Below are 13506 nucleotides of genomic sequence, written 5' to 3' on the forward strand. Positions count from 1 at the left end.
CGCCGCCCGCCGCAGCACCTCGTTCTCCTGCTCCAACAGCCGGTTACGTTTCCGCAGCTCGCGCAACTCGGCGGACTCACTCGTCGTCACGCCCGGACGGTTGCCGTCCTCGACATCGGCCTGGCGCAACCAGTTCTGCAGACAGGTCTCGCTGATCCCGAAGTCGGTCGCGACCTGCTTCAGCGTCACACCGTCCTCACGACGCCGCGCGACAGCCACGACATCATCGCGGAACTCACGGGGAAAGGGTTTGGGCATAATGACATCCTCTCTCGCGATGCACACAGCACCACAAGTCAGTTGTCACCTATCCCTGCACCAGTCCCCGCCTCATCTTCTTGATCGTGCCACTGTTCACCAACTGGGCTGTCCCATACTGGCAAACCGCAATTGTGGGAGTCGTGTTTCTGCTCCTGGCCGGCGGAATGATGTTGCTGTCCATGCGGAACCGCCGTCGCCGCCCGTAGATCCAGCATGACCGTCCGGCGCCGCAGGTGCTGGCTGTATTGGAGGCCCGCTCGCATACGGGTCACCGTTTCACTCACCGGGGCCAGGTGATCGCGTCGACGAGCGCCTGGGCTTCGCCGACTGCGCAGTATCCGACGTAGATGGTGAGGAGGACTGGGAGGAGCCATTCCTGCGCGGATCCAGTGTCGCCGAGGATGGGTAGCGCGATGCGGCCGCTGGGGAGCCAGATACGTTTGAGCAGGTTGTTGTCGAGTGCTGATCTCGGCGGTTTGATCACGAGCGGCCAAAGTGGTGCGATGCCGCGCAATCGCAGCTGTCGCATCCTTGCCCGTCACGACGATTGGTGGAATCGGCCTTGCGGGAGCTCTGCTCACCTTTGTTGGCGGGGGACTCGCCGAGAATGATCTATGTGATGGGTAGTGGGATGAGTAACTCGCAGCGCATTGTGGCCAGGATCGCCAGCAGCCTTGCGGCGGTCCTGGCCGTCGCGGCAGGCATCATCGAGGTAGCAAGTCACTCGTGGCTCTTGGCGGCCTTTGCTCTGGTCATACTCGGCGGCGCTATCGCCTACTTCGCTTTGTCCTTCGGGTCGGCCCGTAAGTGACATGCCGGAGCTATTGAGAACCACGACGGTTGACACCAGCAGCAGGACACCCCAGGAGTACGCCCTCGAATGATTTCGGAGATGACCTACGTGTGCTGGAGTTGTTGTTTGGTGTGGGCCAGGCGGTAGGAGTCGCTGCCGGTTTCGATGATGTTGCCGCCGAAGGTGAGCCGGTTGGCTTTGTCAAGCTCATTTGGCCCATTGTCGTCGTCTCCATTTGGCCCACGCCGTGCTCCGCGGTGTTGTTATCGATGCTGGCCAGGCGTGCGCCAGCCACGACAGTTTCGGCCGTTGGAAATGGCGCGTAAATAGAGTGGTGGCGACGGGAGGAGCGAATCTGTCGGTCCTTGCGAACGGTAGAACGCGGGGTCTAGGATCGCGCTCGTTGGGGGGTCAACATCGCGATCGCGTTGGGGGACGCTCCCTGTCTCAAGAAGGGAATCAGATGCTAACGAAGAAGTTGGTGGGACGCGTCGGGGGCCGGTTGGCGCAGATCATGGCGGCTATCGGGTTGGTCACGGGACTGTTTATGGTGGGCGCTCCAGCCGCGTCCGCTGCGTGTCTGTCTGTTCAAAGCCAGGCTGAGCAGACTGCGCAGGTGCAGAGCCAGCCCGAGCACGCGGCAGTTGCTCCGTCCTCGGCGACGGCGAGTTCGACCACGAATTCGGTCCAGCCCAGGATCATCACCTGGACGCCTTACGACTACGCCGCGATCACCACCTACCAGAAGTGCCTGAACCGGATGAACTACCTCAGGAGTGTTCGGCCCGACATCACCCACTGGGACTGCCAGGAATTCAATCAAGGCGGTTGCGGATCGTCCTCTGCCTATTGGATGGTCATGGTGGGGACGAACTACTAGTCGTGACTGCCACTTTGACGCCTGTTCGCGCGGGCGATGCCGTGACCGCGGTCGGGCGTTTGATCGTGTGCCAGGGGCAGCCGGGTCTGCTCCTGGCACACGATCGGGTCCCGGTCGAACAGGTGGGCTCGCTCGACCGAGCTGCCGCTGTGGCGTTGAGCCGTCTGCCGGATGGCGTAGCGCTCGGCAATCTGGTCCGCATTACTGGGCGATGGGATGGTCGCCGGCTGAGCGCCACCGAGGTCATCTCGGAAGAGGAGCCCGCGATACGACCGAGCGCGGTCGGGGCTGTGCCTTTGCCGGATCCGCCGAAGTCGTTGTCCGGTGCCGGGTCTCAGATCCTGCGTGAACTAGACCAGGCCGGCATCCTGTCCGGCCGGCGGATGGAGTTCCACCCGTTGCGCGACACTGTTCTCGTTACCGTGAGCGACCCGCATCGCGCCCACGAAATCGTGGATCGCCATGCGGCTCCCGAGCACTTCACCGTTCGACGCAGCATGTGGACAAGCGAGCAGCTTCGCAGAGCCAGGAAGCTGGCGCTGTCCGTCCCCGAGGGTGAACTCTTCTCCGCGGGCGAGAGTTACGACGAGCACGCTGAAGCACACATCACCATCAGCGTGAAACTGGCTCGTGAGGCCCTGGTCGCCGCGATGGCGGACCTCCCCTCAGGGCTAGTCTCCATCACCAGCTTCCTGAGGGCTGCGACGCCAGAAAGAGGATGACGCGCTCTTGGCTCGGGCAATTCAGGTCCTGTTGGTTCGGGTGTGGGCGAGGCGGTAGGACTCGGTTCCGGTTTCGATGATGTGACCGTTGAAAGTGAGCCGGTCAACGATCGCGGCGCAGAGGCGCGGGTCGGTGAAGGTCTTGGTCCAGCCAGAGAAGGATTCGTTGGAAGCGATCGCGACAGAGGCTTTCTCTTCCCGTTCGGTGAGGACCTGGAAGAGGAGCTCCGCGCCACGGCGGTCAAGTTCCATGTATCCGAGCTCGTCGATGCAGAGCAGATCCACACGGCCGTAGCGGGCGATCGTGCGGGCCAGCTGTTTCTCGTCGGCGGCCTCGACGAGTTCGTTGACGAGTTTCGTGGCGAGGGTGAACTTCACCCGGTAGCCCTTCTCGGCTGCAGCGGTGCCGAGCCCGATAAGGAGATGGCTTTTGCCGGTGCGGAGTCGCCGATGAGGCAGAGCGGGTCGCCGCGGCGAACTGCTGTCTCGGCGCGTTCTCAGCCAGGACTTTCAGCTGTGGGCCGGGTGTCTGGCCCACCAGGGGATGAATTGGTAGGCGAACCAGACTTCGATCCAGAGCACGCCGGCCAGGACCACGATCGCCACCGCGATCAGGATCGCGATCATGACGAGTCGTCGGAATGACATCAGGCCTCTGTAGGCGGGGCCCGCAGTTTTCATCGTGACCCCTTGAGACGAAGTTGACATTGAATGCGCGAACGGTCTTGGGCGTCCCGCTAGCGCGAGGCGGCCTCCAGGGCGGCGGGCTCCGGCTGACGGCGGGTGAACAGGCGGACGCGCTGCTGGGTGAGCAGGATGCCGGCGATCACGACGAGCGCGCCGACGGGCTCGTTCCAGGTGAGGTGCTCGCCCAGGATGAGGATGCCGAGCGCCACCCCGATCACCGGGGTCACGTAGGTGACGCCGGAGGTGACGGTCGGCCCCCAGGCGCGGAGGACGTTCATGTTCCAGATGTAGACCACGCCCGTTCCGAGCGCGCCGAGGCCGAGGAGCGAGAGCAGCACCGGCCAGCTGAACGTGATGGGGTGCCACGCGACGACGGGCGTGAGCACGATCATGATGACCGCGGCGATCCCGATGTTCAGGAACGCGCTGGCGGTCGCCGACACGTCGCGCGAGCTGATGAATCGACGGATGTAGCCGAAGCTGAACCCGTAGCAGGTCACCGCTCCGAGACAGGCGAGCTGGCCCCAGAGGCTGCCGCCCAGCGCATCCACCGCCCACGGGCCGACCACGACGACCACGCCCAGGACGCCGACGATCACGCCGAGCACCTGATCGCGGTTCAGCTTCTCGACGCGGAACGCCGCCGTCGCGAGGATGGCGGTCGTGATCGGCGTCACGGCGTTGTAAATGCTCGCCAGGCTGGACGCCACGTACTGCTCGGCCCACGCGAACAGGAGGAACGGAATGACGCAGTACGTGATCGCCACCACCGCGAAGTGCAGCCAGACGATCGGCTCGCGCGGGAGTCTCACGCGCATGACCAGGGCGATGATGCCCAGTGTCACGGCGCCGAACACCAGCCTCGCCCAGGCGACCTGGCCGAAGCTCACCCCGACGAGAGCCACCTTCATGAACAGGAAGCTGGCGCCCCAGATGAGACCCATGGCGGCGAACTGGATGGCGACCTTCACCCTCCGACGCTATCGGCTGCCACCGACACCCACGAGCGGAAATCGGACGGCTATGCACAAGAAACGGCCAGGGCCGGGGAGGCGCGAACGTGGATTTGATAGCGTCGCTCCGGGGGAAATCATGAATCGTCATATCGTTCCGGTCCGCGTCGCGGCGTCGGTGGGTGCCGTCGTCGCACTGGCCGCGCTGCTCTCGGGGTGCGCTCCCTCCGCCGACGAGACGGCGCGGCGGCCCGCGTCCTCGCAGACCCGCCACACCACTCCATCCGCGAAGCCGACGCAGGACGCTCCCCCCACCGGCCTTCCGACGGACTCCGCCACGCCGTCGCCCGCGGCAACGCCGCCCACGCCGCCACCGCCGGCGCCGATCCTGACGCCGGTCCCGCTCGGCACCGTCGTCGCGGAGGGGAACGTCGCCTCACCCAAGGGCAGCATCCACTTCCATTACCGGATGGTGTCGAACGGCGACAACACCTACTCGGCCGAATACTCCGGCTTCACCTCGACGGTCCCGGTGCCGGTCTCGGTGACGCTGATCGACGTGCCGCCGAGAGTCGGGGACGGCCTGACCTACCACGGCATCGGCGACCACGCGCTGGGCGCCCCGACCACCTCACCGGCTGCGCCGTCGTCCGCATCGCTCGGCATCAAGCCGTCCTTCCTGACCACGCTGGTGACGTACTCGGCAGCCGCGTCCGCCGACGGCGTCCCGGTCGAGCTCGGCCCGGACAAGGTCCTGGCTGTGACGAGCATCCACTGGTCGATCCCGGAGCGGCAGACCAACGTCCACCCGGTCGACGGCGGTACCCGGCCGAACGCCGCGGGGGCGGTCAGCGCGACCACGCCGTCCGGCGCGCCGGCCGGCTATGTGGTCGCTCCGGGCGACACGACGGGACGGGTGGCGGAGCGATTCGGCATCTCGGTGCCGGACCTGCTCTGGCTCAATCAAGGCGCATCCGTCTTCGACAAGAACCAGAACCTTTACCAGGGCACCACGCTGAATCTCGACCCCGAAAGCCTCTGACGCGCCCGGCGCACCCTCTCGCTTGATCCGGCGGGAACGGCCCTCACCCAGGCGGGAATACCCGGGCCCTCCGCCTGTTATATGCATTTGCATAGAAACGGCGAGAACAACCAGAGGAGCCAGTCATGCAGTTCGGAATCTTCTCCGTCAGCGACATCACCCGCGACCCCGTGTCCGGTGAGACGCCCAGCGAGGCGGAGCGCATCGACGCGATCGTGAGGATCGCGACCCACGCGGAGGAGGTCGGGCTGGATGTCTTCGCGATCGGAGAGCACCACAACCCGCCGTTCTTCTCCTCCTCTCCCACGACTCTGCTGGCCCACATCGCCGCCCTCACCGAGAAGCTCGTCGTCACGACCTCGACCACGCTGATCACGACCAACGACCCGGTGCGCATCGCGGAGGAGTACGCGATGCTGCAGCACCTGTCGAAGGGCCGCATGGACCTGATGGTCGGCCGCGGCAACACGGGTCCGGTGTACCCGTGGTTCGGCCAGGACATCCGCCAGAGCCTGCCGCTCGCGCTCGAGAACTACAACCTCCTGCACCGCTTGTGGCGCGAGGACGTCGTCGACTGGGAGGGACGCTTCCGCACCCCGCTGCAGGGCTTCACCTCGACACCCCGTCCTCTGGATGACGTGCCTCCGTTCGTCTGGCACGCCAGCATCCGCACGCCCGAGGTCGCCGAGCAGGCCGCGTTCTACGGCAATGGCTTCTTCGCGAACAACATCTTCTGGCCCAAGGAGCACTTCCAGCGCCTCATCGCGTTCTACCGCGAGCGCTTCGAGCACTACGGCCACGGCACGGCGAAGCAGGCGATCGTCGGACTCGGCGGCCAGGCCTTCATCGCGAAGCACTCGCAGGACGCCAAGAACCGGTTCCGCCCCTACTTCGACGAGGCGCCCGTCTACGGCAACGGCCCGACGATGGAGGAGTTCACGGACGCCACGCCGCTGACGGTCGGAAGCCCGCAGGAGGTCATCGACAAGACGCTGACCTTCCGCGAGTGGGCCGGCGACTACCAGCGCCAGCTCTTCCTCATGGACCACGCCGGCCTCCCGCTGAAGACCGTGCTCGAGCAGCTCGACCTGCTCGGCGAGCACGTCATCCCGGTGCTGCGCAAGGAGACCGAGGCGCGCAGGGACCCCGGGACGCCGGAGGCGCCGACCCACGAGTCGCTCGTCGCCGCGAAGTACGGGGATGCCGCTCCGCGCCAGCCGCGCCCGAACGCCAACCGCGGCGACAACGTGACCGGCGGATCCCCCTACCAGGACACCGCGCGCATTCAGGAGGCCGCCGAGCAGGTCCCCGCGAGCACCCCCTCCCTGTGATCGCTTCGCTTCCGGAAGAAGGACAGAACATGAGCACCGCAGACCAACGGCCGTTCCGGGTCGTCGTGGTGAACGCCGGAGTCAGCGACCCGTCGTCCACGAAGATGCTTGCTGATCGGCTGGCGCTGCGCGTCGAGGCCCTCGCTCAGCGTGACGGCCGGACCGTGCAGACGCTGGCCCTCGACCTGCGCGAGCTGCTCCCCGAGCTGGGCGCCGCCCTGGCGTCCGGCCACCTGGGCCCGAAGTTCACGAAGGCGGTCGAGGCCCTGAGGTCGGCCGACGGCGTCATCGCGACGGCACCGGTCTACAACGCCGGCCCGAGCGGGCTGTTCACCTCGTTCTTCCAGGTGCTCGACAACGACCTGCTCATCGCCAAGCCCGTCATCCTCGGAGCGACCGCCGGCACCGCGCGGCACGCTCTGGTGGTCGACGGTGAGATGCGCGGGCTGTTCGCGTTCCTGCGGACGATGACCACCCCGACCTCCGTCTTCGCCGCCACCGAGGACTGGCAGGACAAGGCCCTCACCAAGCGCATCGACCGGGCCGCCCGCGAACTGGTGGTGCTGATGGAGTCCGAGATCGAGGCGAAGATCGCCGACACCTCCTGGAACAGCTACCAGCACGAGTTCGGTTCGGCCGGCGGCATCGACCTGGAGTCCGACCTCATGCGGCTGGCCGCCGGAGGGACGCTCCCCGGCACTCGTCCGTAGGCGCTGCGCACCTGCGCCGCGTGCCGGACGGGACGACGTGCCCTCGGCGAACCTTCCGCCGCTCCCTTCCGCGGGCGAACGCCCTCTCCCGCGGTAGGGTCGGGGCAGAACAGGGAGGTCTCGGGATGGACGTTCTGACCGTGCTGCACTGGATCGGCGTCATCGTGTGCCTGATCCTCGCCCTCACCGGGCTCATCCCCGTGATCGCCGCAGCCGCGACCTTCGTGACGATCCCGTTCCACGCGTGGATCAACCACTACGGCAAGGCGGCGCCCTACCTTCCCCGGGTGGCGATCATCGTGCCGGCCTGGAACGAGGGTGCGGTGATCGGCGCATCCATCGACCGGCTGATGAAGCTGGACTATCCGCGCGAGGCGCTGCGGATCTACGTGGTAGACGACGCGAGCACCGACGAGACGCCCGACGTGGTGCGGGGACGCGCCGAGCAGTATCCCGGCAACGTGCACCTGCTGCGGCGCGAGCAGGGCGGTCAGGGCAAGGCGCACACCCTCAACCACGGCATCGCGAAGGTCCTCGAGGACGACTGGATGGAGGCGCTCCTCATCATGGACGCCGACGTCATCTACACGCCCGAGTCGCTGCGGCGGATGACGCGCCACCTGGCCGACCCCGACGTCGGCGCCGTCTCGGCGTACATCCGCGAAGGAAGCAGCACCGGCCGCAACTACCTCACGAAGTTCGTCAGCGTCGAGTATGTGCTCTCGCAGCCGGCCGCACGGCGTGCCCAGAACGTGCTCGGCGCGCAGGCCTGCCTCGCCGGGGGCGCCCAGCTGCACACGCGCGAGAACCTGCTCGCGATCGGCGGGCGCATCGACACGTCGTCCCTCGCCGAGGACACGATCACCACCTTCGAGACGCAGCTGCTCGGCAAGAAGGTCGTGTTCGAGCCGCACGCGCAGGTGCTCGCCGAGGAGCCGAGCTCCGTGGACGGGCTGTGGAAGCAGCGCCTGCGCTGGGCCCGCGGCAATGTGACGGTCACGGCGCGCTACTCGAAGGTGTGGTTCCGGCGCTCGCGCGTGCACAACCTCGGCGGCATCAGCTTCGGGATCGTGTGGTTCAGCCTGTGGCTGCTCCCGCTCATCATGATCCTGTCCGCGATCGGACTCGCGGGGCTGCTGTTCCTCGAGGACGGGCTCGCAACCGGGATCTTCCGGGTGCTCTGGATCTCGGCGGCGCTCGCCTACCTGTTCGTGCTCATCCTCGGCGCTCAGACCGACGGATCGACGACGAAACGCGAGCTGGGTCATGTCCTGCTCTTTCCGGGGATCATCAACATGATCGTGATGATCACAGCGCTCTTCCCGCCGGTGGTGCTCGTCTGGCTGCCCGGGCTGTTCGACGTGACCCTGACGACGCCGGTGCTCTTCATCCTGACGCTGGCGATCTACGTCTGGATCCCGTTCTCGATGGTGGTCGCGTGGCTGGCGCGCCGGGCCGACAAGACGCGGGCGCGCCGGTGGCTGTCGCCCGCGCTGATCTACCTCGCCGGGTACGGCTCCCTGCTGTGCGCGATCACGTTCGACTCGTACCTGAAGGAGCTGGCCGGGGCCGAGGCTCGCTGGGACAAGACCGAGAAGATCGGTCGCGTCGCCGCCGGTTGACGACACGTGGCCGATCGGGTCGCCCGACCCGGTAGGGTCGGAGCATGCCCGAGAACAGCGACGCGGCGGCCGCGATCCAGCAGCTGCACAGCATCCGTCAGAGCATCGACAACATCGACGCGGCGGTCATCCACATGCTCGCCGAACGGTTCAAGTTCACGCAGCAGGTGGGCGCGCTGAAGGCGGAGCACGGCTTCCCCGCAGCGGACCCCGAGCGCGAGAAGGAGCAGATCAGGCGCCTCCGCGCTCTGGCCGAGGAGAGCCACCTCGACCCGGCCTTCGCCGAGAAGTTCCTGACCTTCATCGTGGCCGAGGTCATCCACCACCACGAGCGCATCGCCGGCGAGAACGGCAAGTAGCACGGTGGGCTGGGATGCGGCCGCGCTGCCGGACGCGCACGGCCGCACGGTCATCGTCACGGGCGCGAACGCCGGGGTCGGCTACTTCACGTCGGAGCAGCTGGCACAGGCCGGCGCGCACGTCGTCCTCGCGTGCCGAGACCCGGAGCGGGCCGAGGCGGCGATCTCCGCGATCCGGCGGCGGGTTCCGCACGCGAGCGTCGAGGCGCTGCCTCTGGACGTGACGGACCGGCGCTCCATCGACGCGGCGGCCGACGCGCTGCTCGGGCGAAGCGTGGATGCGCTGGTGCTGAACGCCGGCATGGTGCACCCACCACGCACGCGGCAGACCGACGAGTACGGCAACGAGCTCGTGCTCGCGACCAACGTGCTCGGCCACTTCCGCCTGGTGGCCCGGTGCATCCCGGCCCTGGTGCAGACGGATGCACGGATCGTGACGCTGGGCTCGATGGCCGCGCGCCTCGGCCGCCTGCGGATCGACGACCTGCAGCTCGAGCGCTCCTACACGCCGTGGCGCGCCTATGCGGCATCGAAGATCGCGGCGCAGTCCGTCGGCTTCGAGCTCGACCGGCGGCTGCGCGCGGCCGGGTCGGCTGCGCAGAGCATCGTGGTGCATCCCGGCTACTCCATCTCGGGACGCACCCCCGGCATCCGGGGTGTCAACCACCCGTCGCGCGCCACCCGTTTCGCCGACAACCTGCAGGCGGCCTGGACCCAGGGCAAGGACGGCGGAGCTCACGCGCCGGTGCGCGCCGTGCTCGACCCCGAGGTGACCGGCGGCGACTACCTCGGCCCGGCCGCGTTCACGAAAGGCCCGCCGGTCCATATCCCGGCGACCCGCGCATCCCGCTCGCCGCGTCTCGCCGCCGCGCTCTGGCCCCTCCTCGAGCGCGCCGCCGCCCAGCCCTTCCCCCTCTGACCTGCGCCCACGCGCCCTGCGCCCTCGCGCCCTCGCGCCCCTGCGCCCGCGCCCCACCATCGAGTACGCAAAGACTGCACGTTCGAGCCCCCAAAACCGTGCAGTCTATGCGTACTCGACGGTGGGGGCGAGCCGACGGTGGAGCGGGAGCCGGGGGTGGGGGGTGGGGTCAGGCGACGACGATGGAGAGGAGGAGGTGCGCGGGAGGGACCTGCGCGCGCAGGGCGTCCCGGGCCGAGGCGTAGTCGGGGCCCTCGGCCTCGATCTCGCTGACGGCGGACCCGCGGATGACCGCCGTGGCGATGACCCGCCCGCCACGCGGCATCGCGTTGTGCACGCGCAGCAGCTCGAATCCGTCCGGAACCTGCTCCTCGATGAGGGCGCGCGCCGACTGCGCATCGTCCGCCTCGGCCGTGAGCTCCCGCGTTTCGCTGCTCTGGATGAGACCGCGCACCTTCATGGCATCCACGCTACCGGACCGCGCCCGGCCCCCTGTCCGCTGTTCCCGCCGCCGAGGGCCGCCCGATACGGTGAAGGGATGGACTTCCTCACCCGGCCCATCGACCCCACCTCCGAGCGCGATCTGTCCGCCGGCGGACTTCGCCTCTCCCTGGTGGACACGGAGGACGCCGCCGCGTTCGACGCGTGGATCCGCGCGGACTTCCGCGGATTCCACGACGGCCGGCCGAAGGACGAGGTGCTGGAGGAGGCGCGCGGGTACCTCCGCTCGCGCCGGACGACGGGGGTGTACGACGACGCCATCCCGGCCCGCGAGCCGGTCGGCACCGTCAACTCGTGGGTCGCGCCCCTCACCGTCCCGGGCGGGGAGCGCATCGACGCCTGGGCGATCAGCTCCGTCACCGTCGCGCCGACGCATCGCCGGCGCGGCATCGCCCGCGCGCTCCTCGGCGGCGAGCTGCGCACGGCCCACGCGCTCGGTGTCCCGCTGGCGATCCTCACGGTCTCGGAGTCGGTCATCTACGGCCGCTGGGGCTTCGGGCCGGCCACCTATGCAACGGCCTGGACGGTCGACACGAAACGCGTCCGCTGGGCGGGCGCCGAGTCCGTCGGACGCCTGTCGTTCACCGACCCCGAGGAGTACCGCGAGACCGCCGAGCGCGTGCTCGACCGCGTCATGGCGGGCCGTCCGGGCGAAATCGGCCTGGAGCCCTACCTCGCCCACCGCCTGACCGGCCCGCTGAAGGGCGACACGAATGCGGCTCGCTACCGGCTGGTCCGCTACGACTCCCCGTCCGGCGAGCCGGAGGGCTTCGTCTCCTACACCGTCAAGGGTGACGACGACTTCACCCGGCACACGGTCGACGTCAACTACCTCGCGGCCGCCACCGACGGGGCGCTCACGGCGCTCTGGCGGTTCCTGTTCGAGCTCGACCTCGTTGCGAGCGTGAAGGTGTGGACGCGCGGTGTGGACGAGCCGCTGCCCGCGCTGGTCTCCGACATCCGGGGCGCAAAGGTCACGTCGGTCGACGACCACTTGTGGGTGCGCATCCTCGACCTCCCGGCCTCGCTGCAGGCCCGCAGCTATGAGCGCGACGGCTCCCTGGTGCTGGATGTGGCCGACGACCTGGGTCTCGCCGCCGGCCGCTTCCGCCTGACCGTGACGGAGGGGCGGGCGACCGTGACCACGACAGCGGATCCGGCCGACGTGACGCTTCCGGTGAACGCCCTCGGCAGCGTCTACCTCGGCCACGACACGGCGCGCTCGCTCGCCGTCGCGGGCCGCATCCAGGGCGACGTGGACGCGCTCGACCGCCTGTTCCGCACGGCGGTGCCCCCGCGGCTGAGCACCTGGTTCTGAACCCTTCCGCACTGCCGAAGGAGATCAGCTCCCGATTCTCCTTCGGATGGCAGTAGTGAAGGAGATCCGGACGATTCTCGTTCGGATCTCCTTCACTGGTGCGCGCACGGAGCCGGGGGGCTCAGTCGATCAGGTCGTGGCGGACGACGATCTGGTCGCGGGCGGGGCCGACGCCGATCGCCGAGATGCGGGCGCCGGAGATCGCCTCGAGGGCGAGGACGTAGTCCTGCGCGTTCCGGGGCAGGTCGTCGAAGCTGCGGGCGCCGCTGATGTCCTCGGTCCAGCCGGGGAACTCCTCGTAGATCGGCTTCGCGTGGTGGAAGTCGCTCTGCGAGGCGGGGACCTCGTCGTGGCGCGCGCCGTCCACGTCGTAGGCGACGGCCACCGGGATGCGATCGATGCCGGTGAGCGTGTCCAGCTTGGTCAGGACGAAGTCGGTCACGCCGTTCACGCGGGCGGTGTACCGCGCGACCGGCGCGTCGTACCAGCCGGTGCGGCGCGGGCGGCCGGTCGTGGTGCCGAACTCGAAGCCGCGCTCGCGCAGGAACTCGCCCCACTCGTCGAACAGCTCGGTCGGGAAGGGCCCGGCTCCGACGCGGGTCGTGTACGCCTTGACGATGCCGATCACCCGGTCGATGCGGTTCGGGCCGATGCCCGAGCCGGTGGCGGCACCGCCGGAGGTCGAGTTCGAGGACGTGACGAAGGGGTACGTGCCGTGGTCCACATCCAGCATCGTCGCCTGGCCGCCCTCGAAGAGCACGTACTTGCCCTCTTCGAGCGCCTGATTGAGCAGGAGCGAGCTGTCGACCACCATCGGGCGCAGGCGCTCGGCGTAGGCGAGCAGCTGCTCCACCACCTCGTCGACTGTGATCGCGCGGCGGTTGTAGACCTTGACCAGGAGGTGGTTCTTCTGGTCGAGGGCGCCCTCCACCTTCTGGCGGAGGATGTTCTCGTCGAAGATGTCCTGGATGCGGATGCCCACCCGGTTGATCTTGTCGGCGTAGGTGGGGCCGATGCCGCGGCCGGTGGTGCCGATCTGGCGCTTGCCGAGGAATCGCTCGGTGACCTTGTCGATCGTGCGGTGGTACGAGGTGATGACGTGCGCGTTGGAGCTGACCCGGAGGCGGGAGACGTCCACGCCGCGGGCGATCAGCGCGTCGAGCTCCTCGAACAGCACCTCGATGTCGACCACGACGCCGTTGGCGATGACCGGGGTGACGCCTTCGGTGAGGATCCCGGACGGCAGCAGGTGCAGGGCGTACTTCTCGTCGCCGATGACGACGGTGTGGCCCGCATTGTTGCCGCCGTTGAACTTGACGACGTAGTCGATGCGGCTCCCGAGGACGTCGGTCGCCTTGCCTTTGCCTTCGTCGCCCCACTGGGCGCCGATGATCACGATCGCGGGCAC

Annotated in this window: 16 protein-coding genes and 1 pseudogene; 10 read left to right on the forward strand and 7 right to left on the reverse strand. The window is 68.2% G+C overall.

Features of this window, described 5'->3' with window-relative positions:
• Both BM287_RS17985 and BM287_RS17050 read right to left on the reverse strand, forming a co-directional pair.
• Positions 1–258, reverse strand: a 258-nt coding sequence (locus tag BM287_RS17985) for a transposase (protein WP_211773003.1), incomplete at its 3' end; no start/stop codon positions are given.
• 283 nt (positions 259–541) lie between these two features.
• Positions 542–790: a hypothetical protein gene (locus BM287_RS17050; RefSeq protein WP_139230725.1), complete on the reverse strand. Its 249-nt coding sequence runs from the start codon at positions 788–790 to the stop codon at positions 542–544.
• A gap of 102 nt (positions 791–892) precedes the next feature.
• Between BM287_RS17050 and BM287_RS17055 the strand changes: the two genes are divergently transcribed.
• The 3 genes from BM287_RS17055 to BM287_RS17065 all read left to right on the forward strand — a co-directional run bounded on the left by BM287_RS17055 (position 893) and on the right by BM287_RS17065 (position 2656).
• Positions 893–1072: a hypothetical protein gene (locus BM287_RS17055; RefSeq protein WP_139230726.1), complete on the forward strand. Its 180-nt coding sequence runs from the start codon at positions 893–895 to the stop codon at positions 1070–1072.
• Positions 1073–1517: 445 nt separating this feature from the next.
• Entirely contained in the window at positions 1518–1934 is a 417-nt protein-coding gene (locus tag BM287_RS17060) for a hypothetical protein (protein ID WP_090042155.1), read from the forward strand.
• Positions 1935–1936: 2 nt separating this feature from the next.
• A complete protein-coding gene (locus BM287_RS17065) occupies positions 1937–2656 on the forward strand; it encodes a hypothetical protein (RefSeq protein ID WP_090042152.1) in 720 nt (239 codons plus the stop codon).
• A gap of 21 nt (positions 2657–2677) precedes the next feature.
• On the opposite strand, the pseudogene BM287_RS17070 reads toward BM287_RS17065, so the two are convergent.
• The 3 genes and pseudogenes from BM287_RS17070 to BM287_RS17075 all read right to left on the reverse strand — a co-directional run.
• Positions 2678–3135, reverse strand: a pseudogene (locus tag BM287_RS17070) (ATP-binding protein); the annotation flags it as partial.
• A gap of 31 nt (positions 3136–3166) precedes the next feature.
• On the reverse strand, positions 3167–3304 hold the full coding sequence (locus BM287_RS17930; RefSeq protein ID WP_170857608.1) for a hypothetical protein: 138 nt from the start codon (positions 3302–3304) through the stop codon (positions 3167–3169).
• A gap of 89 nt (positions 3305–3393) precedes the next feature.
• Positions 3394–4314, reverse strand: a complete 921-nt coding sequence (locus BM287_RS17075; RefSeq protein ID WP_090042149.1) for a DMT family transporter — start codon at positions 4312–4314, stop codon at positions 3394–3396.
• Positions 4315–4435: 121 nt separating this feature from the next.
• On the opposite strand from BM287_RS17075, the gene BM287_RS17080 reads away from it, so the two are divergent.
• From BM287_RS17080 to BM287_RS17105, 6 genes are all read left to right on the forward strand, one after another.
• The gene (locus BM287_RS17080) at positions 4436–5338 is read left to right on the forward strand and encodes a LysM peptidoglycan-binding domain-containing protein (protein ID WP_170857609.1); all 903 of its coding nucleotides are present in this window, start codon (positions 4436–4438) and stop codon (positions 5336–5338) included.
• Positions 5339–5463: 125 nt separating this feature from the next.
• Entirely contained in the window at positions 5464–6669 is a 1206-nt protein-coding gene (locus BM287_RS17085; protein WP_090042146.1) for an LLM class flavin-dependent oxidoreductase, read from the forward strand.
• A gap of 29 nt (positions 6670–6698) precedes the next feature.
• The gene (locus tag BM287_RS17090) at positions 6699–7379 is read left to right on the forward strand and encodes a CE1759 family FMN reductase (protein ID WP_090042143.1); all 681 of its coding nucleotides are present in this window, start codon (positions 6699–6701) and stop codon (positions 7377–7379) included.
• Between the two features lie 125 nt (positions 7380–7504).
• Positions 7505–9001, forward strand: coding sequence for a glycosyltransferase family 2 protein (locus BM287_RS17095; protein WP_170857610.1), 1497 nt, complete (start codon positions 7505–7507; stop codon positions 8999–9001).
• A 44-nt stretch (positions 9002–9045) separates the two neighbouring features.
• Positions 9046–9360: a chorismate mutase gene (locus BM287_RS17100; protein ID WP_090042141.1), complete on the forward strand. Its 315-nt coding sequence runs from the start codon at positions 9046–9048 to the stop codon at positions 9358–9360.
• A 4-nt stretch (positions 9361–9364) separates the two neighbouring features.
• Entirely contained in the window at positions 9365–10279 is a 915-nt protein-coding gene (locus BM287_RS17105; RefSeq protein ID WP_090042139.1) for an SDR family NAD(P)-dependent oxidoreductase, read from the forward strand.
• Positions 10280–10448: 169 nt separating this feature from the next.
• On the opposite strand, the gene BM287_RS17110 is transcribed toward BM287_RS17105, so the two are convergent.
• Entirely contained in the window at positions 10449–10739 is a 291-nt protein-coding gene (locus tag BM287_RS17110) for a hypothetical protein (protein WP_090042136.1), read from the reverse strand.
• 78 nt (positions 10740–10817) lie between these two features.
• Between BM287_RS17110 and BM287_RS17115 the strand changes: the two genes are divergently transcribed.
• A complete protein-coding gene (locus BM287_RS17115; protein WP_090042133.1) occupies positions 10818–12098 on the forward strand; it encodes a GNAT family N-acetyltransferase in 1281 nt (426 codons plus the stop codon).
• Between the two features lie 121 nt (positions 12099–12219).
• On the opposite strand, the gene BM287_RS17120 is transcribed toward BM287_RS17115, so the two are convergent.
• Positions 12220–13506 carry an adenylosuccinate synthase gene (locus BM287_RS17120; protein WP_090042129.1) on the reverse strand — a complete coding sequence of 429 codons (1287 nt, stop codon included), beginning with the start codon at positions 13504–13506 and terminating at the stop codon, positions 12220–12222.

The sequence above is a fragment of the Leifsonia sp. CL147 genome (assembly GCF_900114565.1).
Lineage (GTDB): Bacteria > Actinomycetota > Actinomycetes > Actinomycetales > Microbacteriaceae > Leifsonia.